General features: G+C 66.4%; 26 protein-coding genes and 1 tRNA gene. 15 read left to right on the top strand and 12 right to left on the bottom strand.

Going from position 1 to position 24,153, the window contains the following annotated elements:
* Positions 1-195: 195 nt before the first annotated feature.
* The 11 genes from ruvB (at position 196) to AC1VXD_RS15165 (ending at position 8,737) form a co-directional block, all read left to right on the top strand.
* Positions 196-1,236 carry a Holliday junction branch migration DNA helicase RuvB gene (gene ruvB / locus AC1VXD_RS15215; protein ID WP_075676470.1) on the top strand — a complete coding sequence of 347 codons (1,041 nt, stop codon included), beginning with the start codon at positions 196-198 and terminating at the stop codon, positions 1,234-1,236.
* Positions 1,226-1,657 (top strand): tol-pal system-associated acyl-CoA thioesterase, encoded by a 432-nt coding sequence (ybgC, locus tag AC1VXD_RS15210; protein WP_482992752.1) that lies wholly within the window; start codon positions 1,226-1,228, stop codon positions 1,655-1,657. The genes ruvB and ybgC overlap by 11 nt, the downstream gene beginning before the upstream one ends.
* A gap of 10 nt (positions 1,658-1,667) precedes the next feature.
* On the top strand, positions 1,668-2,447 hold the full coding sequence (tolQ, locus tag AC1VXD_RS15205; protein WP_108769727.1) for a protein TolQ: 780 nt from the start codon (positions 1,668-1,670) through the stop codon (positions 2,445-2,447).
* A 24-nt stretch (positions 2,448-2,471) separates the two neighbouring features.
* Positions 2,472-2,900, top strand: coding sequence for a protein TolR (gene tolR, locus AC1VXD_RS15200; protein ID WP_108769726.1), 429 nt, complete (start codon positions 2,472-2,474; stop codon positions 2,898-2,900).
* On the top strand, positions 2,890-3,945 hold the full coding sequence (tolA, locus tag AC1VXD_RS15195) for a cell envelope integrity protein TolA (protein WP_482992751.1): 1,056 nt from the start codon (positions 2,890-2,892) through the stop codon (positions 3,943-3,945). Before tolR ends, tolA begins: the two co-directional genes overlap by 11 nt.
* 180 nt (positions 3,946-4,125) lie before the next feature.
* Positions 4,126-5,445: a Tol-Pal system beta propeller repeat protein TolB gene (gene tolB / locus AC1VXD_RS15190; RefSeq protein WP_164075522.1), complete on the top strand. Its 1,320-nt coding sequence runs from the start codon at positions 4,126-4,128 to the stop codon at positions 5,443-5,445.
* Between the two features lie 63 nt (positions 5,446-5,508).
* Positions 5,509-6,024, top strand: a complete 516-nt coding sequence (gene pal / locus AC1VXD_RS15185) for a peptidoglycan-associated lipoprotein Pal (protein ID WP_482992750.1) — start codon at positions 5,509-5,511, stop codon at positions 6,022-6,024.
* Positions 6,025-6,027: 3 nt separating this feature from the next.
* The gene (gene ybgF, locus AC1VXD_RS15180) at positions 6,028-6,846 is read left to right on the top strand and encodes a tol-pal system protein YbgF (protein WP_482992749.1); all 819 of its coding nucleotides are present in this window, start codon (positions 6,028-6,030) and stop codon (positions 6,844-6,846) included.
* 177 nt (positions 6,847-7,023) lie between these two features.
* Positions 7,024-7,725 (top strand): 7-carboxy-7-deazaguanine synthase QueE, encoded by a 702-nt coding sequence (queE, locus tag AC1VXD_RS15175; protein ID WP_482992748.1) that lies wholly within the window; start codon positions 7,024-7,026, stop codon positions 7,723-7,725.
* Between the two features lie 78 nt (positions 7,726-7,803).
* A complete protein-coding gene (queC, locus tag AC1VXD_RS15170) occupies positions 7,804-8,469 on the top strand; it encodes a 7-cyano-7-deazaguanine synthase QueC (protein ID WP_108760531.1) in 666 nt (221 codons plus the stop codon).
* Between the two features lie 192 nt (positions 8,470-8,661).
* Positions 8,662-8,737 (top strand) — tRNA-Lys (locus tag AC1VXD_RS15165).
* 243 nt (positions 8,738-8,980) lie between these two features.
* On the opposite strand, the gene AC1VXD_RS15160 is transcribed toward AC1VXD_RS15165, so the two are convergent.
* On the bottom strand, positions 8,981-9,907 hold the full coding sequence (locus AC1VXD_RS15160) for a 2OG-Fe(II) oxygenase (RefSeq protein WP_482992747.1): 927 nt from the start codon (positions 9,905-9,907) through the stop codon (positions 8,981-8,983).
* 269 nt (positions 9,908-10,176) lie between these two features.
* The gene (locus tag AC1VXD_RS15155) at positions 10,177-10,848 is read right to left on the bottom strand and encodes a TetR/AcrR family transcriptional regulator (RefSeq protein ID WP_482992746.1); all 672 of its coding nucleotides are present in this window, start codon (positions 10,846-10,848) and stop codon (positions 10,177-10,179) included.
* 77 nt (positions 10,849-10,925) lie between these two features.
* Between AC1VXD_RS15155 and AC1VXD_RS15150 the strand changes: the two genes are divergently transcribed.
* Positions 10,926-12,059, top strand: a complete 1,134-nt coding sequence (locus tag AC1VXD_RS15150; protein WP_482992745.1) for an FAD-dependent oxidoreductase — start codon at positions 10,926-10,928, stop codon at positions 12,057-12,059.
* Between the two features lie 34 nt (positions 12,060-12,093).
* Here the strand turns inward: AC1VXD_RS15150 and AC1VXD_RS15145 are convergent, their stop codons facing one another.
* Positions 12,094-12,411 carry a hypothetical protein gene (locus AC1VXD_RS15145; RefSeq protein WP_482992744.1) on the bottom strand — a complete coding sequence of 106 codons (318 nt, stop codon included), beginning with the start codon at positions 12,409-12,411 and terminating at the stop codon, positions 12,094-12,096.
* 76 nt (positions 12,412-12,487) lie between these two features.
* Positions 12,488-12,850 (bottom strand): hypothetical protein, encoded by a 363-nt coding sequence (locus AC1VXD_RS15140; protein WP_482992743.1) that lies wholly within the window; start codon positions 12,848-12,850, stop codon positions 12,488-12,490.
* 923 nt (positions 12,851-13,773) lie between these two features.
* On the opposite strand from AC1VXD_RS15140, the gene AC1VXD_RS15135 reads away from it, so the two are divergent.
* On the top strand, positions 13,774-14,625 hold the full coding sequence (locus AC1VXD_RS15135) for an alpha/beta hydrolase (RefSeq protein WP_482992742.1): 852 nt from the start codon (positions 13,774-13,776) through the stop codon (positions 14,623-14,625).
* A gap of 14 nt (positions 14,626-14,639) precedes the next feature.
* Positions 14,640-15,584 (top strand): alpha/beta hydrolase, encoded by a 945-nt coding sequence (locus AC1VXD_RS15130; protein ID WP_482992741.1) that lies wholly within the window; start codon positions 14,640-14,642, stop codon positions 15,582-15,584.
* Between the two features lie 74 nt (positions 15,585-15,658).
* Here the strand turns inward: AC1VXD_RS15130 and AC1VXD_RS15125 are convergent, their stop codons facing one another.
* Both AC1VXD_RS15125 and AC1VXD_RS15120 read right to left on the bottom strand, forming a co-directional pair.
* Positions 15,659-16,081 (bottom strand): response regulator, encoded by a 423-nt coding sequence (locus tag AC1VXD_RS15125; RefSeq protein ID WP_482992740.1) that lies wholly within the window; start codon positions 16,079-16,081, stop codon positions 15,659-15,661.
* 82 nt (positions 16,082-16,163) lie between these two features.
* On the bottom strand, positions 16,164-16,934 hold the full coding sequence (locus AC1VXD_RS15120; RefSeq protein WP_482992739.1) for a CPBP family glutamic-type intramembrane protease: 771 nt from the start codon (positions 16,932-16,934) through the stop codon (positions 16,164-16,166).
* 146 nt (positions 16,935-17,080) lie between these two features.
* Between AC1VXD_RS15120 and AC1VXD_RS15115 the strand changes: the two genes are divergently transcribed.
* Positions 17,081-17,356, top strand: a complete 276-nt coding sequence (locus tag AC1VXD_RS15115) for a TFIIB-type zinc ribbon-containing protein (RefSeq protein WP_482992738.1) — start codon at positions 17,081-17,083, stop codon at positions 17,354-17,356.
* Between the two features lie 147 nt (positions 17,357-17,503).
* Here AC1VXD_RS15115 and AC1VXD_RS15110 read toward each other — a convergent pair whose 3' ends face one another.
* The 6 genes from AC1VXD_RS15110 to AC1VXD_RS15085 form a co-directional block, all read right to left on the bottom strand.
* Positions 17,504-18,016 carry a GNAT family N-acetyltransferase gene (locus AC1VXD_RS15110; RefSeq protein WP_482992737.1) on the bottom strand — a complete coding sequence of 171 codons (513 nt, stop codon included), beginning with the start codon at positions 18,014-18,016 and terminating at the stop codon, positions 17,504-17,506.
* A gap of 68 nt (positions 18,017-18,084) precedes the next feature.
* Positions 18,085-19,035: a copper resistance protein B gene (locus AC1VXD_RS15105; protein WP_482992736.1), complete on the bottom strand. Its 951-nt coding sequence runs from the start codon at positions 19,033-19,035 to the stop codon at positions 18,085-18,087.
* Positions 19,032-20,849, bottom strand: coding sequence for a copper resistance system multicopper oxidase (locus AC1VXD_RS15100; protein WP_482992735.1), 1,818 nt, complete (start codon positions 20,847-20,849; stop codon positions 19,032-19,034). The genes AC1VXD_RS15105 and AC1VXD_RS15100 overlap by 4 nt, the downstream gene beginning before the upstream one ends.
* Before the next feature lie 57 nt (positions 20,850-20,906).
* Positions 20,907-21,287 carry a CopL family metal-binding regulatory protein gene (locus AC1VXD_RS15095; protein ID WP_482992734.1) on the bottom strand — a complete coding sequence of 127 codons (381 nt, stop codon included), beginning with the start codon at positions 21,285-21,287 and terminating at the stop codon, positions 20,907-20,909.
* A 234-nt stretch (positions 21,288-21,521) separates the two neighbouring features.
* A complete protein-coding gene (gene recQ / locus AC1VXD_RS15090) occupies positions 21,522-23,327 on the bottom strand; it encodes a DNA helicase RecQ (RefSeq protein ID WP_482992733.1) in 1,806 nt (601 codons plus the stop codon).
* A 247-nt stretch (positions 23,328-23,574) separates the two neighbouring features.
* Positions 23,575-24,123 (bottom strand): Dps family protein, encoded by a 549-nt coding sequence (locus AC1VXD_RS15085; protein WP_482992732.1) that lies wholly within the window; start codon positions 24,121-24,123, stop codon positions 23,575-23,577.
* Positions 24,124-24,153 lie beyond the last annotated feature (30 nt).

The raw sequence follows: 24,153 nt of genomic DNA, 5'->3' as shown, positions 1-24,153 counted from the left end.
GGTTGAGGGGGTGTGAGCGGCATGGATGCCGCGACCAAGCCCCCATGGATGGGTTTACGGCGTCCCCCTCAACCGGACCCACCCCGCCATCCCGCGGCATGCCCGCTTCTGCTTCGGCCTTTGACGTTGCTTCGGCCTCTGCGGGTGCCGGGCGCAGCCCGGCCGAAACCCGTACTTTTGCCGCATAATCAGCACATGACCGACGATCGCATCATCGGCGCCGGCGCTACCCGCGAGGATGACGCCGCCGACGCCAGCATCCGACCCAAGCGACTGGCCGATTACCTCGGCCAGGCGCCGGTGCGCGAGCAGCTGGAAATCTACATCGAAGCGGCCAAGGCCCGTGGCGACGCGCTCGACCACGTGCTGATCTTCGGTCCGCCAGGCCTCGGCAAGACCACCCTCAGCCATGTCATCGCCAACGAACTGGGCGTCGCGCTGCGGGTGACCTCCGGCCCGGTCATCGAAAAGGCCGGCGACCTCGCCGCGCTGCTGACCAACCTGCAGCCGCACGACGTGCTCTTCATCGATGAAATCCACCGCCTGTCGCCGGTGGTCGAGGAAGTGCTGTACCCGGCGATGGAAGATTTCCAGATCGACATCATGATCGGTGAAGGCCCTGCGGCCCGCTCGATCAAGATCGACCTGCCGCCGTTCACCCTGATCGGCGCCACCACCCGTGCCGGCCTGCTGACCGCGCCGCTGCGCGACCGCTTCGGCATCGTCCAACGCCTGGAGTTCTACAGCGTCGAGGAACTGACCCGCATCGTGCGCCGTTCGGCGGCCATCCTGGCCATCGACTGCACCGCCGACGGGGCAGGGGAGATCGCCCGCCGCGCGCGTGGCACCCCGCGTATCGCCAACCGCCTGCTGCGCCGCGTGCGCGACTATGCCCAGGTCAAGGCCGGCGGCCACATCGACGAAGCCGTCGCCCAGGCCGCCATGAAGATGCTCAAGGTCGACCCGGAAGGCTTCGACGAGCTCGACCGGCGCCTGCTGAAGACCATGGTCGACTACTTCGACGGCGGCCCGGTGGGCATCGAATCGCTGGCCGCGGCCCTGTCCGAGGAGCGCGGCACCCTGGAAGACGTGGTCGAACCCTACCTGATCCAGCAGGGCTTCCTGGTGCGCACCGCGCGCGGCCGCATGGCCACCCACAAGGCCTACCGGCACATGGGCCTGAAGCCGAAAAATCCGCCGCAGGATCTGTTTGCGGAGGTTCCCGATGTCGGTTGAGCTCCGATTCAGTTGGCCGACACGCATTTACTGGGAAGATACGGACGCTGGCGGGGTGGTCTACCACGCCCGCTACGTGGCCTTCATGGAACGGGCCCGGACCGAATGGATGCGCGCGCTGGGCTACGGCCAGGAGCGCATGCGCAGCGAGCACGGCATGGTGTTCGCGGTGCGTTCGATGCAGATGGACTTCATCAAGCCGGCCCGGCTGGATGACGCCCTGCAGGTGAGCGCCACCCTGGTCCAGCTGAAGAAGGCCAGCATGGTCTTCGACCAGCGGGTCGAGCGCGACGGCGAGCTTCTGCTGTCCGCCCAGGTCCGCATCGCCGCACTGGACGCGGCCAGTTTCCGCCCGCGTGGCATGGACGAACCCGTCCTTGCCGCGCTGCAACCCTACCTCCACCCCGAATCCGAACTTTGAGGAACAACGGATGATCGCAACGCTCCTGGCCCTGCAGGCCACGGTCACCGAGGCACTGCCGGCCGATGTCAGCAACGCCGCGACCCAGACCCTTGCCCAGGCCACCACCGGCGGCGGCATCAACTACCTCGAACTGATGGCCAAGGCCAGCCTGCCGGTGAAGCTCATCGTGCTGCTGCTGCTGATCGGCTCGTTCGTCAGCTGGGTGATCATTTTCCGCAAGGCCCGCGTCTTCAAGCAGGCCACCCGCGAAGCGGACGAGTTCGAGAACCGCTTCTGGTCCGGCGCCGACCTGGGCAAGCTGTACAGCTCGGCCACCGACCGCAGCCGCAACGTCGGCGGCCTGGAAGCCATCTTCGAATCCGGTTTCCGAGAGTACAGCCGGCTGCGCGACAAGCGTCGCCTGGATGGCCGCGCGCAGCTGGAAGGCGCCCAGCGCGCCATGCGCACCACCTACACCCGTGAAGTGGACCAGCTCGAGCGCAACCTCGAACTGCTGGCCAACATCGGCTCCACCGCCCCGTACGTGGGTCTGGTCGGTACCGTGTTCGGCATCATGGTGACCATGCACGACATGATCAGCAGCGGTGCCCAGGCAGGTATCGCCGCCGTCGCTCCGGGTATCTCCGAAGCGCTGTTCGCCACCGCCATCGGCCTGTTCGTGGCGATCCCGGCGGTGTGGGCCTACAACCGCTTCACCACGCGCGTCGAGCGCATGTCGGTGCGGTTCGAGACCTTCGCCGAAGAATTCAGCTCCATCCTGCAGCGCCAGAGCGCTGGCGACGAGTAAGCGACTGACCCGGGAGTCCAAGCCATGTCCGCTGCCATCGGTCGCCGCAAGCGCCGCAAGCTGAAATCGGAAATCAACGTCGTTCCCTACATCGACGTCATGCTGGTGCTGTTGATCATCTTCATGGTCACCGCGCCGCTGCTTACCCTGAGCTTCGATGTCGACCTGCCGCAGTCCAACGCCAAGGCGCTGGAAAGCAAGCAGGACCCGGTGGTCGTCTCGGTCCGCCAGGACGGCCAGCTGAGTCTGAAGCTGCCCGACGCCAAGGAGCCGACCGCGGTCAGCGCCGAGGAGCTGCTGGGCCGTCTGTCCGGCATCGCCGCACAGGACAAGGACGTGCGCGTGATCGTCGCCGCCGACCGTGCCGTGGCCTATGAAAAGGTCGTCGACGCGATGGATGTCATCAAGCGCGCCAAGATCGACAAGGTAGGCCTGGCCACCGATGCACGCTGACACCCTGCCACCGCCGCACAAGCAGGAACCGGGCTGGGGCCTGCCCCTGGCGCTGGCCGTGCTGGTGCACGTGCTGGTCGCGCTGGTCTTCATCGTGGCCTGGCTGTGGTCGCCGGAGCGCAACACCGAAGCCGCCGCCGGTGACCCGGCGGTCGAGGCCAGCCTGGCGCTGTCCTCTTCCGAGGCCGCCGCCGCACGCCAGGCCCTGCGCCAGTCGGAAAAGCTGGAAGACCTGCCCGAGCCGGTCGCCGAGCCGGTGCCCGTGCCCGAAGACACCATCCCGCCGCCGCAGCCGATCGAGGAGCCGCGCCCGCAGGACGCGCCCACGCCGCAGCAGCAACAGGCGCAGGAGCGCGTCGCTCAGCCGGATACCAAGGACCAGGAAGCCGCCAATGCCCTGGCCATCTCGCAGGAGAAGGCCAAGCAGGAGCAGGAAGCCAAGCGCCGCCAGGAGCAGATCGACCTGACCGAACGCAAGCGCCAGGAAGAAGCCGAGCAGAAGGCGCGCCTGGCCAAGCAGCAGGAAGAGGACGCCAAGAAGAAGATCGCCGACCAACAGAAGGTGGCGGCCGACAAGGCCGAGGCCGAGCGGCAGAAGAAGATCGCCGACATCCGGGCCAAGCGTGAGCAGGCCGAGAAGGAAGCCAAGCTGGCCGAGCAGAAGCTGCGCCAGGTAGCCGCCGCCCGCAACGCCGCAGGCACGACCCCGGCCGGCAGCACCGGTGCCGCCCAGCCGGCCGCCGGTGGCGGTGGCACCAGCGATGATCTTTCCGCGAAGTACGCCGCAGCCATCCAGGCCAAGGTGCTGGCGTCGTGGAGCCGGCCGGACAGCGTACCGCTGGGCCAGAAGTGCCAGATCACCATCAACCAGCTGCCCGGTGGCACCGTGCGCAGCGCGACGGTCAGCGGCAGCTGCCCCTACGACGAGGCTGGCAAGCGTTCGATCGAGGCTGCCGTGCTCAACGCACAGCCGCTGCCGTATCGCGGCTTCGAGTCGGTGTTCGCGCGCACGATCAATTTCACCTTCACTGCCCAGGATCGCTGAGGTCGGTGGCCGGTCGGCCCTGCGGGGCCGGTCCTTCCTGAAGTGGCTGCCAAGTTAACGGCGTGTGAGAGCGCACGCTGGCACTGACCCGGAATTCACGTACCCTTGGTTCATGATTGCGAAGCGGTTCACCCCCGTTTTGTTATCCATCTGTCCGGTTTCCCCTTTATTGAGCGCTCCATGAAGAAGATGCCTCGCTGGCTTGCCGTGTTTGCGGCCCTGTTGTTGCCTTTCGCTGCCGTCGCGCAGCAGAAGGGGCTGGATATCGACATCATCGGCGGCAATGCCTCCGCGCTGCCGATCACCGTGGTCCCGATGCCCTACCAGGGTTCGGCCGGCGCCCCGCAGACGGATGTGGCCGGCGTCGTCCGCGCCGACCTGGAGCGTTCGGGCCAGTTCCGCACGCTGCCCGAAGCGCAGATCGTGGAAAAGCCGACCCGTGGCGGCGAGATCCAGTTCCCGACCTGGCGCGCGTTGAAGCAGAACTACATCGTCGTCGGCCGCGTCATCGACGCCGGTGCCGGCGCCTACCGCGTCGAGTACGAACTGTTCGACGTGCCCAAGGGCGAGCGCCTGCTCGGCCTGGCCATGACCGCACGTGGCAACGCCATGCGCGACGTGGCCCACCAGATGGCCGATGCCATCTACGAGAAGATCACCGGTGTGCGCGGCGCCTTCTGGACCCGAATCGCCTATGTCACCGCCAGCGGCAAGGGCGATGCCATGCGTTACGCGCTGATGGTCGCCGACTCGGATGGCTACAACCCGCAGACCATCGTCCGCTCGGCCGAGCCGCTGCTGTCGCCGTCGTGGAGCCCGGATGGCGGCAAGCTGGCCTACGTCAGCTTCGAGCGTGGCAACTCCGCCATCTACATCCAGAACATCTCCACCGGCGCCCGTGAGCTGGTCACCAGCTTCCGCGGCATCAACAGCGCCCCGGCCTTCTCGCCGGACGGCCGCAAGCTGGCCCTGACCCTGTCGCGCTCGGGCAACCCGGAGATCTACGTGATGGACCTGGGCAGCAAGCAGCTGACCCAGCTGACCAACCACTTCGCCATCGACACCGAGCCGACCTGGGCGCCGGACGGCAGCGCGGTGTACTTCACCTCCGACCGCGGCGGCCGTCCGCAGGTCTACAAGGTGGGCGCCGGCGGCGGCAGTGCCGAGCGCGTGACCTTCCAGGGCAACTACAACGCCAAGCCCTCGGTGTCCTATGACGGCAAGAAGATCGCCGTGGCACAGGGCTCGGGCAACAGTTACAAAATCGCTGTAATGGACAGCTCGCTTGGCTCGCCACGCTGGAACACCCTGTCGGTCGGCTCGCTGGACGAGTCGCCGAGCTTCGCCCCGAACGCCAGCATGGTGCTGTACGCCGCACGCGAAGGTGGTCGTGGTGTGCTGTATGCCGTGTCGGCCGATGGGCGCGTCCGCCAGCGCCTGGTGCTGGCCGATGGTGACGTGCGCGAACCGTCTTGGTCGCCATACCGTACTCAACGCTAAAAGAGTGTTAATATTTTCGCTGTATTGACCCCTCATCGGCCTAGGAGCCACAAAGGTATCGCCATGAACAAGTCCACCCGCGTTCTGCTTGTTTCCCTGCTGTCTGTGGCCGTCCTGGCCGGTTGCTCGAAGAAGGTGAAGGAAGAGCCGGCAGCCCCGGTCGACACCGGTTCGACCACCGCTCCGACCGCTCCGGCCACCTCCGGCCTGTACGGCCCGGGTGACCTGGACACCGACGCCTGCCTGCGCCAGCGCGTTGTCTACTTCGACCTGGACAAGGAAGAAGTGAAGCCGGAATTCCAGGCCATCATGGCTTGCCACGCCAAGTACCTGCGTGACCGTCCGTCCTCGCGCATCACCCTGCAGGGTCACACCGACGAGCGTGGTTCGCGCGCGTACAACCAGGCTCTGGGCGAGCGTCGTGGCAATGGCGTCAACTCGGCCCTGCAGGCCAATGGTGGCTCGGCTTCTCAGCTGACCGTCGTGTCCTACGGTGAAGAGCGTCCGGTCTGCACCGAGTCGGCCGAGTCCTGCTGGTCGCAGAACCGTCGCGTCGAAATCGTCTACACCGCGCAGTAATCCATGCGCATTGGCATCAGACTGATGCTGGTCGTTGCGGCAGCCCTCGTGGCTGCCGCACCGGCGCATGCACAGCGGCAGAGCCTGGCCGACCGGGTCGGTTCCCTCGAGCAGCAGATGTACAACAACAGTGCCAACCAGGACCTGTTGAACCAGATCAATCAGCTGCGGCAGCAGGTCACCAGCCTGCAGTCGACCCTCGAGCAGATCCAGCACGAAAACGCCCAGCTCAAGCAGTCCGCCCAGGACCAGTACCTGGATCTGGACAGCCGCCTGAACCGGTTGGAAGGGGGCAATGCAGCGCCGGCCCTGCCGCCTGTTCCAGCCACCTCGTCGACGGCCCCTGCGGCCCCGGCACAGCCCACTGCAGCGGCCACTTCCGAGCGGCCGCCTTCGGTGCATGGCGACCCGGGCAGCCTTGCGGCGACCGGTGACGAACGCACCTCGTACAACGTCGCCTTCGATGCCCTCAAGGCTGGCAAGTACGACGATTCGGCGCAGCTGTTCCTGAGCTTCCTGGAGCTGTACCCGAACGGCGTCTACACCCCCAATGCGCTGTACTGGCTGGGTGAGAGCTACTACGCTACCCGCAATTTCCCGATGGCCGAGACGCAGTTCCGCGAACTGATCTCGCGTTATCCCACCCACGACAAGGCCTCCGGCGGCCTGCTAAAGGTTGGCCTCTCGCTGTATGGCGAAGGCAAGGTCGACCAGGCCCAGCAGACCCTGGAAACCGTCGTGGCGCAGTACCCGGGCTCGGACGCCGCGCGCACCGCGCAGGACCGCCTGCAGTCGATCCGCCTGGGCAAGCAGATCCGCTGATCCGCTGACCCGGCGTACAATACGCAACCTGTAGAGCCGAGCCCATGCTCGGCTGCTTTCGTTTCCGGCGGCGGTAATGCTGCCCGGTTGCCTGTTGTAGAGCCGAGCCATGCTCGGCTGCATTCGTTACCAGCCACGTTAGCCCCCCGCCACGTGTTCCATGAAGAAGTCCCCGCCATGACCGCCGTTCCCCTGTCCGCCGCCGTCGCTACCCCCAGCGAAATCGTGCAGTCGCCGCTGCCCCGGCTGAAGATCACCGAGATCTTCACCTCGCTGCAGGGCGAAGCCGATACGGCCGGCTGGCCGACCGTGTTCGTGCGCCTGACCGGCTGCCCGCTGCGCTGCAACTACTGCGACACGGCCTACGCCTTCCACGGCGGCACCTGGTGGGATATCGACGACATCGTGGCCGAGGTCCTGGCCCAGGGCGTGCGCCATGTCTGTGTGACCGGCGGCGAGCCGCTGGCGCAGAAGCGCTGCCTGGTACTGCTGCAGAAGCTCTGCGATGCCGGCATGGACGTCTCGCTGGAAACCTCCGGCGCGCTGGACGTCAGCGCGGTCGACCCGCGTGTGTCGCGCGTCGTGGACATCAAGACCCCGGGCTCGGCCGAAGCTGCGCGCAACCGTCTGGAAAACCTGCCGCTGCTGACCGCCCGCGACCAGATCAAGTTCGTCATCTGCAGCCGAGAAGATTACGACTGGGCCAAGGGCATGCTGGTCGAGCACGAGCTGGTGAAGCGCTGCACCGTGTTCTTCTCGCCCAGCAAGGGCGAAATCACCGCGCGCCAGCTGGCCGACTGGATCGTCGAAGACCGGCTGCCGGTGCGCTTCCAGATGCAGCTGCACAAGATTCTGTGGAACGACGAGCCGGGCCGGTGAGCCCGGGCGTGGTGCCCTGATGTAGTTCCGGCGCGGGACAGCGTGCTGGCTTTCCCCTCCCAACCGGATGTTTTACCCATGAAGAAGGCAGTCGTGCTTCTCTCCGGCGGCATGGATTCAGCCGCCGTCATCGCCATGGCCCAGGAACAGGGCTTCGCCGTGCATGCCCTGAGCGTGCGCTATGGCCAGCGCCACACCTCCGAGCTGGACGCCGCCGTGCGCGTGGCCAAGGCCCAGGGCGTGATCGCCCACAAGACCGTGGACGTGGACCTGCGCAGCATCGGCGGCTCGGCCCTGACCGATGACATCGACGTGCCCGAAGCGGGCGGCGAGGGCATCCCGGTCACCTACGTGCCGGCGCGCAACACCATCATGCTGTCGCTGGCCCTGGGCTGGGCCGAAGTACTCGGCGCCAACGACATCTTCTGCGGCGTCAACGCGGTGGACTATTCGGGCTACCCGGATTGCCGCCCCGAGTTCATCGCCGCCTTCCAGGCGCTGGCCAACCTGGCCACCAAGTCGGGCGTGGAAGGGGCGGGCATCACCGTGCACGCGCCGCTGCAGTTCCTGAGCAAGGCGCAGATCGTCAGCGAAGGCGTGCGCCTGGGCGTGGATTTCGGCCTGACCGTCTCCTGCTACAACGCCGACGCCAACGGCGCTGCTTGCGGCCACTGCGATGCCTGCCGCCTGCGCGCGCAGGGCTTCACCGATGCCGGCGTAGCCGACCCGACGCTGTACGCGTAACCGCCCCTCGGTGGGTGCGAACCGTTGGTTCGCACGCTCTCCGCCGGGCATGGCCCGGCGCTACCGACCTGCTCTGGTAGGTGCGAACCGGCTCTTGGTGGGTGCGAACCGTTGGTTCGCACGCTTTTGCCTTCCCACCCAGCCATCAAATTAGGTTAAAATGCCGACCCCGCCGAAAGGCAGGGCATGCACGGGCCGTTAGCTCAGTCGGTAGAGCAGAAGACTTTTAATCTTTTGGTCGATGGTTCGAATCCATCACGGCCCACCAATGCATTCAACGACTTAGGCGCCGAAAGGCGCCTTTTCTTTGCTCCGCAGAACAAGGTCCGCTCCGCAATTCACTTCGTCGGGTTGGTCAAAGCAGCTCGACGCGCGCGCTCATGGATTTCACTGGCGGCCGCCAAGTTTCATCGTTCCGAGTGCTGGAACGCTTGGTACCAGGCGTTCCAGCACTGGCATGGCGGATCCTTGCCTTCCGTCATCCACTCGGAATCCGTCTCTGATGCTGGGCTTACCGCCTCAGACGCAGTTGAAGAAAGGCGCGCTTTGCCCAGTAGAGCAGCGCGCCGCCAACGCCGGCATCCTGTGCACTTCGAAGGGCAGCATTCTCGTCATGGAGCTGACGGATCTGTGCGTCCCGTTGTGCGACCGCCTCGTGTACGCAAGCGACGTCGTGCGCGCTGAGGACGTAGCCAGCCGCGAAGTGTTCTGGCAGCTGTCGCTTCACATAGTGAACGGTGTGCCGACCAACTGTTTCAGCAGCAGGGCGTCCTGTGGTGTAGAAGAAGAGCGCAATGGATCTGCGAGTAACATGCTGATTCTCCTGCGGCAGGCAGATCTGATTGAAGCCATGCCAGGAATGCTCGGAAGTCTCGAAGATCGCACAGCGGTTGTACAGGGGTACTACCAGACGGTCCGCCTTCGAAGTCGACATTGGGTCCTGGAAGAGCTCGAAGTTGCCGCCCCAGCTGTCTTCCCACTCCGGGTTGAGATAGAGCACAACATTTAGGCGACGATGCCAACGTTCCACAGGATGGAAATTCGCATCAATGTGCGGGTCAAGGCTGGTCCCATTTCGCGATTCATGCGTTCCCCCACCTAGATACCACGGGTCATGGATGAGATTCTCGATACCTGTCAGCCGGGAGAGCGTTCGCAGAAACTCCGGACTGCTGATAGCGTCGTCCAACCGCCGATAGGCGGGACCAAGGGAGCGGATGTCTTCCAGCGTGGACTTGCCACCTGGCCTCCCATCGTCTCCCATCGAATTTCCTTGCTCGAAGGCGGGGAATGCTTCTGCGAGAAGCGCCGCGAAGTCGGCTTCCAGGAAGTCGTCGATCACCACGTGACGATAGGGAGCTGCATCCAGGAACTGTGATCGCAGTTCTCCTAGGTCGGCGACGACACGGGGGTTCAAGATTGAAATTCCGGTCTGCACGCGTCTTCTCCATGGCCAGTAGCGGGCACCGGAGTCTATTCGTCCGCCTGCATGGGACCAGCACAGGCAGTCGATGAATTCCAACTTTTCCTAGCGCGTCATGGCGCTACTACGCGAAGCGGTTGCGTGGAGCACGGCCGCAGCGTGCCAGAAGCGACGGTCTAAACCGCAGTCGGCGTTAATGGCGTCCAGGCCCGGCGAATCAAAGAACGTCTCAGTCCTTCGTGGGGCGCGTTTTCAGGACGCTGCCCGGCGATGTCTGTAGCGGCTCAGCCAATCCGCTGGGCAATACCACTCAATATCAGATCAACACCCAAAATGAAGTCCGCCCGATCATCATGGTGCGGCAACTGCGCCGCCATGCTCTGGGTGAACGGATAGGCATCAGCGTCCAACTCAGTCCAGCGCTGCGCAACCTCGGTCAGCGCGCGTGTGCGCTGCAGGTTCTGCTGACGCGCCAGCTGCGCGCGCGCGGCATGCTGGCCGCCAACGCCCAGGATGTAACTCATCAGCGCCTGCGTGGTTGACCACTGGTCGGCTTCCTCCACGCCCAGGGCACGCACCTGCTGGCCCAGCGCTTCCAGGATGCGAACCAGCGGTAGTTCGCCCGCCGCGACAGCAAGCGCGGCGCCCATCCACGGGTGCGCCTCCATGGCGTCGAACAGGCCGATGGCGATCGCACGGATACGCGCGTCTGGTGCGTCATCTGTCGGCACCTGTACCGCCGGACCGATGAACAGATCGCAGGCGGCCAGCACCAGATCGCGCTTGTCGTCGATGTGCCAGTAGATGGCACCAGCTCCGGTTTCCAGCCGTTGCGCCAGCGCCCGGAAGGTCAGCCCCGGCTCGCCGCTCTCGTCGAGCAGGGCCACGGCCGCCTGGATGATTCGTTCGCGGGTGAGTGCGCTCGCTCGGCGGTTGCTGCTTGCGGGTGTGTTCATGCACGCATCTTGACAGCTCTGGAACGTCATTCCAATATGATGGAATGACGTTCCAGTCTGTCTTCGAGGGTATCTGCATGAGCCGCAACATCGTGATCGTAGGCGCGGGCCTCGGGGGCCTCGCGCTTGCGCGCATCCTGCACGTGCACGGCATCGCCTCCACCGTCTACGAAGCCGAGCCATCGCGGGATGCCCGCGCGCAGGGCGGCATGCTCGACATCCACGAGCACAACGGGCAACGCGCCCTGCAGGCCGCCGGGCTGTTCGATGCCTTCAACGCCATCATCCATCCCGGTGGCCAGGCCAGCCGGGTATTGGACCGTTCGGGCAGGGTGCTGCTGGAGGAGGCAGACGATGGCACGGGTGGCCGCCCTGAAGTGCCGCGCGGCGAGCTGCGGCGCATCCTGCTGGACTCGCTGCCGGACGGCACGGTGCGCTGGGGCCACAAGCTGGCCTCGGTGGAAGCGCTTGGCAACGGGCGCCATCGATTGAAATTCAGCCAGGGCGAAACCGCCGATGCAGACCTGCTGGTGGGTGCCGACGGCGCGTGGTCGAAGGTGCGCCCACTGCTGACCCCGGCCACGCCGGTCTACAGCGGTATGACGTACGTGGAAACCTATCTCTTCGACGCCGACACGCAGCACACGCTGGCGGCCGCTGCCGTGGGAACTGGCGCGCTGTTCGCCGTCGAGCCGGGCAAGGGTGTCCTGGCGCATCGCGAGCCCAACGGCGCGCTGCATGCGTATGTGGCGCTGCGCAAACCGCTGGACTGGGTCGATCAGCTCATGGGGAGCGATACCGCGGCGATCATCAGCGCCGTTGCCGGCGAGTTCGAAGGATGGGCGCCCGCGCTGACCGCGATGTTCACCGCTGCGCAGGCACCGCCGGTGCTGCGTCCCATCTACGCGTTGCCTGCAGGACAGCGGTGGCCGCGAACGCCTGGCGTGACGCTGCTGGGCGATGCCGCGCATCTGACCATTCCGGCAGGCGAGGGTGCCAATCTCGCCCTGTTCGATGGCGCGGAACTGGCGGCTGCGATGGTGGCGCATGGCGATGACACGGAAGCGGCGTTGGCGGCCCATGAGCAGGCGATGTTCCCGCGCAGCGAAGCGGAGGCGATTGCGGCCGAAGAGGTGACGGAGGCACTGCTGGGGGCACGAAGCCCACAGTCGTTGATCGACTTCTTTGCTGGTCACGTCGGCGTGGTTTAGTTCTGCCCCGCCAACAGCTGCCTACCGCCCCAATCTACTTTGCCTGAGCGTTCTTGGCACGCGCCGCCTCACGATCTGCTGCGGCCTGCGCCGCAGTAGCCGCTGCATTGGCAGACCGCACCGCATCAGCATGATCGGCGTCGAACTGCGCCTGCCGCCGGGCGCTGAGCCCTCGCTCCTGCTCCATCGCGGCAACAAAGCTGTCGGGATGTTTCGCGGCACAGGCCTGCTGCACCAGTTGCACCGCGCGGTCGGACAGACCCGGCTGGATGTTACCCAGCAGGCAATCGGCATATGGCGCGGATGCGGCGGGGCCTGCGGCCAGTGCGGCAATCATCATTACATTCAACATGCGAACCTCCTTGTAAGTCCACGTGACTTTACATCGGTCCGGCCCGGGCATGGGCCGGTACTCGATGGCGATGTACTTACTCCGGCCGCACTTCCCGGCACACCAGTTCAGTCAGCCCCCGGCAGGCCATGAACAGGCCATCGACCACGCCTTCGTCCAGATGCCGATCGGGTGTGGCCATCAGCCGGCAGCGTTCGGCGGCGTGCAGCATTTCTGCCACGGTGAGCATGCCGACGGCGGCGCGTTCTACGCGGGCCATGGCCTGTTCACGGCCGGGCGGCAGGGTGGCTTCCGGCCAGAGGAGGCCGTCCGCACCGTCGCCATCGCGGATGCGTTTGAGGCATCCCCAGAAGGTGCTCAGGTCGGGTGAGGGGTTGTCGCCATCGTCGTTGCCGCTATTGTTGGTGGGGAAGGGAGTATGGGGTGGACGTCGGTTCATCTCGATTTCCTCGGCTCTGGGGCGGTAACGCCACCGCGCGGATGCGGGTGGCGGACGGTGCGTGGCTGCAAGTCCGGGTGACATCACGCTATTAACCGGCGGGTTCGGAAACCCCCACGCACCGCCCGCCATAAAGGCCGACGGATCACCCGCCGGCACCCTTCAAGAACGGTGCCGGCGGGCAAGCGTAAACAACAGCGTGAATGTCACTACGGGCTTGCAGGCCCGGTGCCACCCGTTGTCGGTGGCGCGGCATGTTGGTTACGCCTGCGCCTGGAATTCAATCGGAGTTTTCCGAAAGACCTGCGAGATCCACGCGCACGGAGAGAGTGTCGCAGGCGTGTCTGACGCCGCAAACGACAGCATTCGACGCATCTACTTCAGCGCTTGGTGGATCGCGTCTGGGGTTGTCGTGAACCGCATTGCATGGGCCATCTGTTGTGAGGCGGCGCTTGTAAAGCTGGCTTCACTTTTTCTTTGGATGGCGGCTGCGCAGGTGGGCTTGAGGCCTGATTTTCTGTGCGTATGCGACAGGGGAGGTGGGTTGTCATAGGCCCGACCTTTCGCGCCAGGAGCAGCCGAGCATGGGCTCGGCTCTACAGACGTCATCGCGCGGTCAGGCCACCCACGCATGGCATGGGTCAACAGACGTCATCGCGCGGTCGGTCATCCACGCATGGCGTGGATCTACTTTCTGCGGGCAATCGCGACGATCGCGGCCACGATGCCGATGGGAATGAGGACGACCGCCAGAAGGATGATCCAATGCCAGATGCTGAATGTGCCCATGTGCCAACTCCTTGTAAGGGGACATGCAGGGTAGCACCCGTACGCACGGTCATTCCCCGATGCCGTCCAAGCATCAGCGCCAATGCACAGGACATGGCGTTATGCTCGGCTTCTTTCCCAGGATGGGTCGCTCCATGCGCTTGATCGTGCTGTCGCTGTTGTTGTCCGTCGTCTCCGCCACACCGCTGATGGCCGCTGCACCCGCGCCAGTTGCGCAGGCTGCACCCGCCAGCCCGCTGGTGATCGGCGAGACCTTCACCATCGAGTCGAAGGCGCTGGGCGAAACCCGCCGCATCAACGTGTACCGCCCGCAGCCCTGGGGCCTGGACCCGAAGACGCCGCTGCCGGTGCTGTACATGCCCGACGGTGGCATCGGCGAGGATTTCCTGCACGTGGCCGGCCTGGTGCAGGTGCTGAGCGGCAACGACAGCATGCGTCCGTTCCTGCTGGTAGGCATCGAGAACACCGAGCGCCGCCGCGACATGACCGGCCCCAGCAGCGACCCGGAGGACCAGAAGATCGCACCGCGCATCGGCGGTTCGGCGGCTTACCGCACCTTCCTGCGTGACGAACTGATGCCGCAGATTCGCCAGCGCTACCCGACCACCGACGAGCGCGCGCTGATCGGCGAATCGCTGGCGGGCCTGTTCGTGGTGGAAACCTTGCTGCAGGAGCCGACGCTGTTCAACAGCTACATCGCGCTGGACCCGAGCCTGTGGTGGAACAAGGGCGCGCTGCTGGCCTCGGCACCGAAGCTGCTGCCGGCAGTGGCCAAGGCCAAGCCGCGCGTGTTTTTGGCCAGCAGCGGGCAGCCGGAGCTGGCGCAGACCGCGCAGCAACTGAGCGCGCTGCTGCAGGGCGCGTCGCCGTCGCTGCAGGTTGACTACCAGCCGTTCCCGCAGGAAACCCACGGCACGGTCTACCACCCGGCGGCGCTGCAGGCGCTGCGCACGCTGTTCCCGGCCCACCCGCCGGCCCAGCCTTGATGAGGATGACGCCGATGCGGCATGTATCAGGCGCGATCCTGCTGGCCTGCATGGCCCTGGGCGGGTGTGCGATGTCGGTGCCACCACCGGTGGCGCAGGACATGCCGAGGCAGGACCCGGCAGCCACAACCCCCACGCCCGGCGTGGTGCTGCCCGACACCGAGGCGCTGCGCGTGCACGACCCGGTCGGCCGCGATTACCCGATCTGGGTTGCCTTGCCGGCCGACTATGCGGCCCACCCTGAAAAGCGCTATCCGGTGCTGTACGTGACCGACGCGCTGTACAGCTTTCCGCTGGTGCGCAGCGTGCGCAACCTGGTGGGGCAGCAGGGCGTCAACATCGAGAACTTCATCCTGGTCGGGCTGCCGCCGCAGGAAGGGCTGACGTCCAAGCGGAGTCGCTCGCGCGACTACACGCCCAGCAATCCCGTGCGGAAGCCTGAGGGTTACTACAGCGATGACGTCACCTACGGCGGGGCCGCGCATTACCGCGACTTCCTGGCCGCAGAGGTGCTGCCGAGGATTGATGCGCGCTACCGCACCGATCCGGCGCGACGCGCATTTGCCGGCCATTCCTATGGCGCATTGTTTGGCGCCTATGTGCTGACCACCCAGCCGGATCTGTTCAACACCTACATCCTGTCCAGCCCTTCGCTGTGGTTCGACCAGCTGTTGCTGCCGCGCATGCAGGACAGTGCTGTCATCCCGGCGCAGCCGACCCGCGTGCTGTTGTCGGTGGGCAGCTACGAAACCGTCAAGCCGGGGCCGCGCTACTCAACCGGCAACGACATGCTGCGGCAAGCCGCAGATTTCACTGCGCAGCTGCAGCGCAGTGGCCGCAAGCTGCAGGTGGACAACGTGGTGATCGAGGGTGAGGACCATCTGACGGTCTACCCGCGGGTGATTACCCGTGCGTTGCTGGAGGTGATGCCGGGGGAAGGGCCGTATACCGGTGGTTGACCGTCAACGTCATCCACGCATGGCGTGGATCTACTAAAAATGAAGTAGATCCGCGCCATGCGTGGATGACTGCCTCACGCCGCCTGCGCGTCGGGGCCGGTCAATACGCCGGCATCGGCGTGGCGGAAGCAGAGCCGGATGGCGTCCAGCAGCTCGCTCATGTTGTACGGCTTGGGCAGGAAGTGGATGCCCTCACGCAGCTGCGGCAGCACCGCGTGCTGGTCCATGCCCGAGGTGACCAGGATCGGCAGCTGCGGGTACAGACCACGCACGTGATTGGCGGCCTCGATGCCGCTGACCAGGCCCAGGTTGACGTCGGTGAACAGCAGGTCAAAGCGCTCACCGGCGGCGAGCAGACCCAGCGCGGCTTCGGCCGAGCTCACGCCCACCACGTGGCAGGCCTGGCTCTCCAGCGCCATGCGGCTCAGCTCGCGGGTTTCCTCGGCGTCCTCGATCAGCAGGACGCGGGGCTCAACGTGGCGCTTGGACAGCAACATGACGCGACAACTCCGGACAGCAGGGGGTGAAATGGCGCGCAAGTATGCTCGACCATGGGGTGATACTCGCGTGCAGGGTGGGCTAAGGCGGCGTTACAGCACGCTTTCGGCGCACATGCAGGCCTAATACGACAACCGCGAGCGCCGCCGTGCCGATGCGCAGGCTGGTGGCCTGCCAGCCCAGGGCCACTGCATCGTCGAGGCTGAACACGTTCCAGGCCAGGTTCATCGACACGTGCAGCGCCAGGCCGCACCACAGGGTGTCGCCGTCCAGATGGTCGAGCCAGGCGAAGATGAAGCCGCCCAGGGCGATGACCGCGCCGACGAACAGGGCTACGCCGCCACCCTCGAAGCCGCCGAAGCCCAGCCAGTGCACCATGCCGAACAGCAGCGCCTGCGGCAGCGCCAGCAGGGGCCACGGGCCGCGCACGATCTTCAGCAGCAGCACGAAGCCGAGGCCACGGAACAGCACTTCCTCGGCCAGCGGGAACAGGACGGCCAGCATGCTGGCGTCCAGCGTGGTCAGCGCGGTGTTGGGCGACCCCAGCATGGCCAGGCCCAGCCAGCACGGCAGGCTGCCCAGCAGCACCCAGGCCGGTCCGCTGGCGCTATTCCAGCGCAGGCCGAGGCTGGCGGCCAGACCCACGCCACGGGGGCGCAGCAGGGCGGCAAGCAGCACTGCCACCAGTACGGCCAAGGCGTTATCGAGCAGGCTGCCGCCGTAGGGCATGGGCAACGCCGGGATGGGCAGGCCCACGGCGGCAGTGAGGTCACGCAGGTTCAGGCCGAGGCCGACGCCGAGCAGCAGCAGCAGCACGCGGGCGGCGGTAGGCAGGCGGGACATCTGGGGCATGCGCGCATTCCCTGCGGGGTGAAGACGCAGTGTGTGCGGTCGGCCGTGCGCGGGCACGCGCCGTTCGTCCCTGTGCCATCGGTCATGTTGCCGGACAGTCATCGATGGACAGGTACAGTGAAGGCCGGCCAACAGGAGCGACGCCCATGCAGTGCCCCGTGTGTACCACCCAGACCCTGCAGATGGCCGAGCGCCATGGCATCGAGATCGATTACTGCCCGGGCTGCCGCGGCGTGTGGCTGGACCGCGGTGAACTGGACAAGATCATCGAGCGCGCCGGGGCTGCGGTGCCGCCAGCGGCACCGGTGCAGGCCGCGCCGCAGGTGGCGCCGACGCCGGTGATGCATCGCGATACGCGTCATCTTGGCCAGCGCCCGAAAAAGAAGAAGGAAAGCTTCCTGTCGGAGCTGTTTGACTTCTGACGGTTGGTAGAGTCAAGCCACGCTCGACTGCTCTTCGTTCTTTGTAGAGTCGAGCCATGCTCGACTATTCCGGTAAAAGCCAGTCGAGCATGGCTCGACTCTACAGATCAGGGGCAGTCGAGCATGGCGCGGCTCTGCAAGGGCATGTCACGGCCGGCGCAGGATGAACTCACGGTCGCGCGTGCTGCCCACGATGAAATCGTACTCGCCGGCTTTCTCACAACCGTAGCGCGCGTAGAAGCGCTGCGCGGCGAAGTTCTCCTCCCACACGCCCACCCACAGGGTGCGGCGCTGTGGCTGGTCCAACCAGGCGATGAACGCGTCCATCAGCCGTGCGCCGTGCCCGCCGTTCTGGTGCGCGGCGAGGATGTACAGCCGCTTCAGTTCGATGTCGCCCTCGCGTGCCTCGGCATGCGGCAGGGTATTGGCACCGGCGGCCAGGTAACCCACCACCGTCCCGCCATCCAGCAGCAGCCAGACCGCGCTGCGCTCGTCGGACAATTCCTCGCGCTGCGGCACGATGCCGTAGTGCTCCTGCAGGAACGCGTCCAGCTCCTGCGGCGGGTACGAGTCGCCCCAGGTTTCGGTGTAGGTGGCAATGGCGATGGCCGAAAGCGCTTCGGCGTCGGCCAGGGTGGCGCGGCGGATCTGCAGGGACATGGCGGTGTATGGGATGGAACGCGGCGCAGTGTAGCGGGCCCCGGCGATTGCCGGGGCCTTGCCGTGCCTCAGAACCACATGCGCACACCGGCCACCCAGCGCGTGTCGCGCGCGTGGTCGCCGGCAGCGTCGGCGGCATCGCCGAAACTGCGCTCGTGGCTGATGCCGATGTATGGCGCGAAGCGACGGCTGAATTCGTAGCGCAGGCGCAGGCCGGTCTCGACCTTGTTCAGGCCGCGGCCGATGCCATGTTCCGGTTCGTCCTTGGCCGCCAGCGTGGCCTCCACCACCGGCTGCAGGATCAGCCGATTGGTCAGCAGCACCTCGTACTCCACTTCGGCCTTGGCCAGCACCTGCCCGCCGGAGCCCAGGTAGAGCGTGGCCGAGCTTTCAAACTTGTACGGTGCCAGGCCCTGGATGCCGATGGCGGCCCAGGTGCGCGAATCGGCGGGGCGGAAATCCTGGCGCACGCCGACCAGCACGTCCCACCACGGCGACACGCTGCGGCCGTACAGCGCTTCCAGCGACGAAGACTCGGTGCGGCTGCCACTGCGCTCGCCATCGCTGCGCAGCCACAGGCGGTTGATGTTGCCGCCGATCCAGCCGGTGGCTTCCCAGGCCTGGCCGTTACCGTTCCGGCCATCCCAGTGTTCCAGGCGATCGATCAGCAGCAGGCTGTTGATCTCCGGCGCGTGCTGCATGGCGCCGTGGTCGATGGGCGGAAAGGCGGCGGCGCGGTCGGCGTCGGTAGGTACCGGGATGGGTTCGCGCGGTTCACTCGGCGCGGGCATGGGCATCTCGTGGCTCATTGCCGAATGGTCCATCGTCGAATGGTCCATCTGCGAGTGATCCATCGCGCCGTGATCCATGCTCGAATGATCCGTCTTCGAATGGTTGACCGGCGCATTTGCGGGCGCTGCCATGTCATGGCCGGCATGCGCGTCATGCGACTGCGCGAACGCGGGCAGGGCCGTGGCCAGGCCCAGGGCCAGCAGGCTGCGGGAGAGGTGACGGCTCATTCTTCGATCCTCACTTCGCGCATCATCCCCGCTTCCATGTGGTACAGCAGATGGCAGTGGTAGGCCCAGCGGCCGAGCGCATCGGCGCGCACGCGGTAGCTGCGGCGGGTGCCCGGCGGCATGTCCACGGTGTGCTTGCGCACCTGGAATTCGCCCTGGGCGTTTTCCACGTCGCTCCATACGCCATGCAGATGGATCGGGTGCTGCATCATCGTGTCGTTGACCAGCACGATGCGCATGCGCTCGCCGTAGTTCAGCCGCAGCGGTTCGGCGCTGGCGAAGGGAATGCCGTCGAACGACCAGGCGAACTTCTCCATGTGCCCGGTCAGGTGCAGTTCGATCTCGCGCCTGGGCTCGCGGCCATCGGGGTCTTCGAACAGGCTGTGCATGGCGCCGTAGGTCAGCACCTGGCGGCCGTTGTCGCGCAGGCCGATGCCGGGGTCATCCAGCTTCGGTTCGCTGGCCGAGCTCTGCATGTCCACCAGCGGGTTGTTGCGTTCGCTGGCCGGATGCTTTGGTGCCTTGCCCGCAGAGGCATCGCCGTGAGCGCCGTGGCCCATGCTGGCACCGCAGCCGCCTTCCACGCTTTTCATCGCGGCCATGTCGTGGCCAGCGTGGCCGCCCATGTGGTGGCCGCCCATGTCATGCCCCATGTCGGACATCGTCAGCAGCGGGCGCGGGTCGCGCTGCGGAACCGGGGCCTGCAGGCCATGGCGCACGGCCAGGGTGCCGGCGGCAAAGCCGGTGCGGCCCATGTCCTGGCAGAAGAGGGTGAAGGCATCCTGGCCGGTCGGTTCCACCAGCACGTCGTAGGTCTCGGCCGGGGCAATGCGGAATTCATCGATGCTGACCGGATGGATGTACTGGCCATCGGCGGCGACCACGGTCATCTTCAGGCCGGGAATGCGCACGTCGAAGTAGGTCATCGAGGCGCCGTTGATGAAGCGCAGCAAGACCTTCTCGCCGCTGCGGAACAAGCCGGTCCAGTTGCCGGCCGGCGCCGTGCCGTTCATCAAGTAGGTGTAGGTGTGGGCGTTGACGTCGGAGATGTCGGTGGGCGTCATCCGCATCCGGCCCCACATGCCACGGTCGGCGACGGCGGCCGACCAGCCATCGCGGCGCACGTCGCGCACGAAGTCGGGCAGGGTGCGCTTGTAGTAGTTGTCGTGCTCGGCGAGCTTCTTCATGCGCCGGAACAGCGCGCCGGGGTCCATGTCGGTCCAGTCCGAGAGCAGGATCACATGCTCGCGGTCGTGGTGGTAGGGCGCCGGTTCGGCCGGATCGATGATGAGCGCGCCATACAGGCCGGCCTGCTCCTGGAACATCGAATGGCTGTGGTACCAGTAGGTTCCCGACTGCTTCAGCTGGAAGTGGTAGTGGTAGGTCTCGCCGGGGGCGATGCCGTTGAAGCTGAGCCCGGGCACGCCGTCCATGTTGGCCGGCAGCAGGATGCCGTGCCAGTGGATGGAGGTGGGGTGGCGATCGAGCGTGTTGCGCACGAACAGGTCCACGGTCTGGCCTTCGCGCCAGCGCAGGATGGGCGCGGGAAGCGAGCCGTTGACGGTGATTGCCGGGCGGGTGCGGCCGGTGAAGTTGGCCAGCGACTCGCCGATGGCCAGCTCGACGCGGGTATCGGTGAGTACGGCGGGGGCGCCGGCCAGGCGCGGGGTGGCGCTGGCCGCAGCGAGCGCGCGCTGCGGCACGCCGATGGCGGTGGCGCCGGCGACCACGCCGCCAGCGGCCAGGCCCTGGACGAACAGGCGGCGCGACGGCATGGGCAGGCGGCCCGGGCCGGGGGGAATGCGGGTATTCATGGGTGACTCCAGACACGGAAAGGCGCCGGCAGGCGGCCGGCAGCGGTACGCGTGGAATCAGTCGATGGGGGGGCGTGAGATGGGCGGCAGCGGCGGTGCCGGGCGGCCAGCGCCGGGCATCGGCTGCGGGGCCAGCGACAGCGCCGGGCCGGCTAGGAACGACTGCGGCTGCACGGCCAGCAGCGGATGCTGGGCGCAGCTGCGCACGCAGTCCTTGATCTGGCAGTGGGCGTCGTGGGCCGGGGCCTCAGCCTGCGGAGCAGACTCGGCCTTCATGCCGGCGTGGTGGTGGCAATCGCCCTCAGCCGCGTCTTCGGCGGCCATGGCGTGCGCCATCCGGCCCATCTGCTCGTGCCCGCTGGCCATGGCCGCGTTCAACCCGTTGAGCAACAGGCTGAGCATGAGCACGACGCGGAGCAGGGTCGAGGTGAGGGACATGAGGGTCAATTTAGCGGCAAGCGGCGCGGGATGCACTTCTGGCTGAATGGCGTGTTCAAGGTTGGAGCAGCGCCAATGTAGAGCCGGGCCCATGCTCGGTTGCTTCTGCGGCAACGGCAGCCGAGCATGGGCTCGGCTCTACAATCGCATGCACCACGGCAGGCGACGCAGCGCACGGGGTGCGGTAGCGCCGGGCCACGCCCGGCGAGCGCGCAACGAGGCAAGGCAGAACGGTCAGCCTTCCTCGCGCACGATCTCCACCAGTCGCGGGCCATAGCGGCTCAGCTTGGTGCCACCGATGCCGCCGACCCGGGCCAGTTCGTCCAGGCTGGTCGGCCGTTGTTCGGCGATGTTGCGCAGGGTGCTGTCGTGGAAGATCACGAACGCCGGCACGTTCTGTTCGCGGGCCAGTTCGGCACGCAGGCCGCGCAGGGCGTTGAACAGCGCCAGGTCCTGCGGCAGCACCGACAGGCCGGTGCGCTGCGCGCTGCGCTCGCGGCCGCCGGTGGTGCTGGCGGCATCGCGGCGCATGCTGATCTGTCGGCGGCCGGTCAGCACGTCGCGGCTGGCGTCGGTCAGGCGCAGGCCGCCGTGGCCCTCGCTGTCCACCTCCAGCATGCTGGCGGCCACCAGCTGGCGGAACACGCTGCGCCAGGTGCGCGCATCGAGGTCGCGGCCGATGCCGTAGGTGCTCAGCCTGTCGTGGCCCTGCTGCTTGATCTTCTCGTTCTCGCTGCCACGCAGGATGTCGATCAGGTGGCCGACGCCGAAGCGCTGGCCGCTGCGGTAGACGCAGCTCAGCGCCTTCTGCGCGGGGATGGTGGCATCCCAGGCGGCGGGCGGGGTCAGGCAGTTGTCGCAGTTCCCGCAGGGCTGCGGATAGGTCTCGCCGAAGCCGGCCAGCAGTACCTGACGTCGGCACTGCATGGATTCGCAGTAGCCCAGCAGGTGGTCCAGCTTGGACCGCTCCAGCTGCTTGCGCTCCTCGCTGGCCTCGGACTGCTCGATCATCTGCTTGAGCAGCACCACGTCACCCAGGCCATAGCACAGCCAGGCCTCGGCGGCCTCGCCATCACGGCCGGCGCGGCCGGTTTCCTGGTAATAGCCTTCCATCGACTTGGGCAGGTCGGTATGCGCCACGAAGCGCACGTCCGGCTTGTCGATGCCCATGCCGAAGGCGATGGTGGCGCACATGACGATGCCGTCCTCGCGCAGGAAGCGGCGCTGGTTGTTGGCGCGCACTTCCGGCGGCAGGCCGGCGTGGTAGGGCAGGGCATTGAAGCCCTGGCCGCAGAGGAATTCGGCGGTCTCCTCGACCTTGCGCCGCGACATGCAGTACACGATGCCGGCCTCGCTGCGGTGGCCGCGCAGGAAATCGGTCAGCTGCTTGCGGGCGTTGTCCTTCTGCACCACGGTGTAGCGGATGTTGGGGCGGTCGAAGGAGCTGACGAAGTGGCGGGCGTCGGCCAGATCCAGGCGCTCGGCGATTTCGCGCTGGGTGGGCGGGTCGGCGGTGGCGGTCAGCGCGATGCGCGGGATGTCCGGCCAGCGCTCGTGGAGGACGGTCAGCTGGCGGTATTCGGGGCGGAAATCGTGGCCCCACTGCGACACGCAGTGCGCCTCGTCGATGGCGAACAGGGCTATGCGGCTGCGCGACAGCAGCGACAGGAAGCGGCCGGTCAGCAGGCGCTCGGGGGCGACATAGAGCATGTCCAGCTCGCCGGCCAGCAGCTCGCGCTCGACGCGGGCGGCGGTTTCGCCATCCAGGGTCGAGTTCAGGTATTCGGCGCGCACGCCCAGCTGGCGCAGGGCTTCGACCTGGTCCTGCATGAGGGCGATGAGCGGGGAGATGACGATGCCGACGCCATCGCGCAGCAGGGCCGGGACCTGGTAGCACAGCGACTTGCCGCCGCCGGTGGGCATGAGGACAAGTGCGTCATGTCCGGCAGCCACGTGCTCCACGATGTCCTGCTGGGGACCACGGAAATCGTCGTAACCAAAGACGCGTTGGAGCAGATCGTGCGCGGGACGGGAAGCCATCCGGCTAGTTTACCCCGGCGGGGGTGTCTCGGCAGGGCTGTGCCCTGCACCCGCCGAGGCCAAGGCAACGTCAACGGCAAAAGCGCGCATTCCGTGGGATGGCGGGGCACTGTGGGTTTACGGCGTCCCCCTCAACCGGACCCACCCCGCCAACCCTCAGGAAACCAGCTCTTGCTCTGGCTCTGGCCTTGGATTCACGGCTTCGGCAGGTGCAGGGCTGCAAGCCCTGCCGAAGCCCCCCAAACCCTTACTGGAGCAGGGAACGGAGCATCCACGCATACTTTTCGTGGGTCTGCAGGCGCTGGGTCATCAGATCCTCGGTCGGGGCGTCGTCGGCATCGTCCGCCACATCCAGCACTTCACGCGCCGTACGGCAGACCGCTTCGTTGGCGACCACCAACTGGCGTACCATTTCCCGCCAGTCCGCACTGTCGGTCAGTCCCGCCTCCTCGGCGATCGAGGTCAGCGCAGCAAATTCCCGGTAGGAGCCCGGGGCATTGAAACCCAGCGCACGGATACGTTCGGCCACATCGTCCAGCGCCGCCCACTGCTCGGTGTACTGCGTCTCGAACATGGTGTGCAGCGAATTGAACATCGACCCGGTCACGTTCCAATGGAAGTTGTGGGTCTTCAGGTAAAGCGTGAACGCGTCCGCCTGGAACCGCGACAGACCGTCGGCGATCTTCTTGCGGTTGCCCTGGGTGATCCCGATATCGATGTTGGGTGCCGACGGTGCCGCCGCTGCAAGCTTCTGCTTGCCGGTCTTGGGCTGGGTCGTGCTCTTGGTCTTCGCCATGGGGTTCCTCCTTGTGGAATCGTTGGCCTT

It is taken from the genome of Stenotrophomonas sp. STEN054 (genome assembly GCF_056854535.1).
The sequence above is the reverse complement of the archived record's forward strand: the minus strand, read 5'-3'. Positions and strand labels throughout refer to the sequence as shown.

Bases quoted from the DNA above. Each gene is read 5' to 3' on its own strand.
- AC1VXD_RS15150 (WP_482992745.1), top strand. From the start codon at position 10,926: ATGAGCCGCAACATCGTGATCGTAGGCGCGGGCCTCGGGGGCCTCGCG.
- AC1VXD_RS15125 (WP_482992740.1), bottom strand. From the start codon at position 16,081: ATGTTGCTGTCCAAGCGCCACGTTGAGCCCCGCGTCCTGCTGATCGAG.
- AC1VXD_RS15145 (WP_482992744.1), bottom strand. From the start codon at position 12,411: ATGTTGAATGTAATGATGATTGCCGCACTGGCCGCAGGCCCCGCCGCA.
- ybgF (WP_482992749.1), top strand. From the start codon at position 6,028: ATGCGCATTGGCATCAGACTGATGCTGGTCGTTGCGGCAGCCCTCGTG.
- tolR (WP_108769726.1), top strand. From the start codon at position 2,472: ATGTCCGCTGCCATCGGTCGCCGCAAGCGCCGCAAGCTGAAATCGGAA.
- AC1VXD_RS15155 (WP_482992746.1), bottom strand. From the start codon at position 10,848: ATGAACACACCCGCAAGCAGCAACCGCCGAGCGAGCGCACTCACCCGC.
- AC1VXD_RS15085 (WP_482992732.1), bottom strand. From the start codon at position 24,123: ATGGCGAAGACCAAGAGCACGACCCAGCCCAAGACCGGCAAGCAGAAG.
- ybgC (WP_482992752.1), top strand. From the start codon at position 1,226: ATGTCGGTTGAGCTCCGATTCAGTTGGCCGACACGCATTTACTGGGAA.
- tolB (WP_164075522.1), top strand. From the start codon at position 4,126: ATGAAGAAGATGCCTCGCTGGCTTGCCGTGTTTGCGGCCCTGTTGTTG.
- AC1VXD_RS15100 (WP_482992735.1), bottom strand. From the start codon at position 20,849: ATGAATACCCGCATTCCCCCCGGCCCGGGCCGCCTGCCCATGCCGTCG.
- recQ (WP_482992733.1), bottom strand. From the start codon at position 23,327: ATGGCTTCCCGTCCCGCGCACGATCTGCTCCAACGCGTCTTTGGTTAC.
- AC1VXD_RS15130 (WP_482992741.1), top strand. From the start codon at position 14,640: ATGCGGCATGTATCAGGCGCGATCCTGCTGGCCTGCATGGCCCTGGGC.
- ruvB (WP_075676470.1), top strand. From the start codon at position 196: ATGACCGACGATCGCATCATCGGCGCCGGCGCTACCCGCGAGGATGAC.
- AC1VXD_RS15110 (WP_482992737.1), bottom strand. From the start codon at position 18,016: ATGTCCCTGCAGATCCGCCGCGCCACCCTGGCCGACGCCGAAGCGCTT.
- AC1VXD_RS15135 (WP_482992742.1), top strand. From the start codon at position 13,774: ATGCGCTTGATCGTGCTGTCGCTGTTGTTGTCCGTCGTCTCCGCCACA.
- AC1VXD_RS15115 (WP_482992738.1), top strand. From the start codon at position 17,081: ATGCAGTGCCCCGTGTGTACCACCCAGACCCTGCAGATGGCCGAGCGC.
- queC (WP_108760531.1), top strand. From the start codon at position 7,804: ATGAAGAAGGCAGTCGTGCTTCTCTCCGGCGGCATGGATTCAGCCGCC.
- AC1VXD_RS15105 (WP_482992736.1), bottom strand. From the start codon at position 19,035: ATGAGCCGTCACCTCTCCCGCAGCCTGCTGGCCCTGGGCCTGGCCACG.
- AC1VXD_RS15140 (WP_482992743.1), bottom strand. From the start codon at position 12,850: ATGAACCGACGTCCACCCCATACTCCCTTCCCCACCAACAATAGCGGC.
- AC1VXD_RS15095 (WP_482992734.1), bottom strand. From the start codon at position 21,287: ATGTCCCTCACCTCGACCCTGCTCCGCGTCGTGCTCATGCTCAGCCTG.
- AC1VXD_RS15120 (WP_482992739.1), bottom strand. From the start codon at position 16,934: ATGCCCCAGATGTCCCGCCTGCCTACCGCCGCCCGCGTGCTGCTGCTG.
- tolQ (WP_108769727.1), top strand. From the start codon at position 1,668: ATGATCGCAACGCTCCTGGCCCTGCAGGCCACGGTCACCGAGGCACTG.
- pal (WP_482992750.1), top strand. From the start codon at position 5,509: ATGAACAAGTCCACCCGCGTTCTGCTTGTTTCCCTGCTGTCTGTGGCC.
- queE (WP_482992748.1), top strand. From the start codon at position 7,024: ATGACCGCCGTTCCCCTGTCCGCCGCCGTCGCTACCCCCAGCGAAATC.
- tolA (WP_482992751.1), top strand. From the start codon at position 2,890: ATGCACGCTGACACCCTGCCACCGCCGCACAAGCAGGAACCGGGCTGG.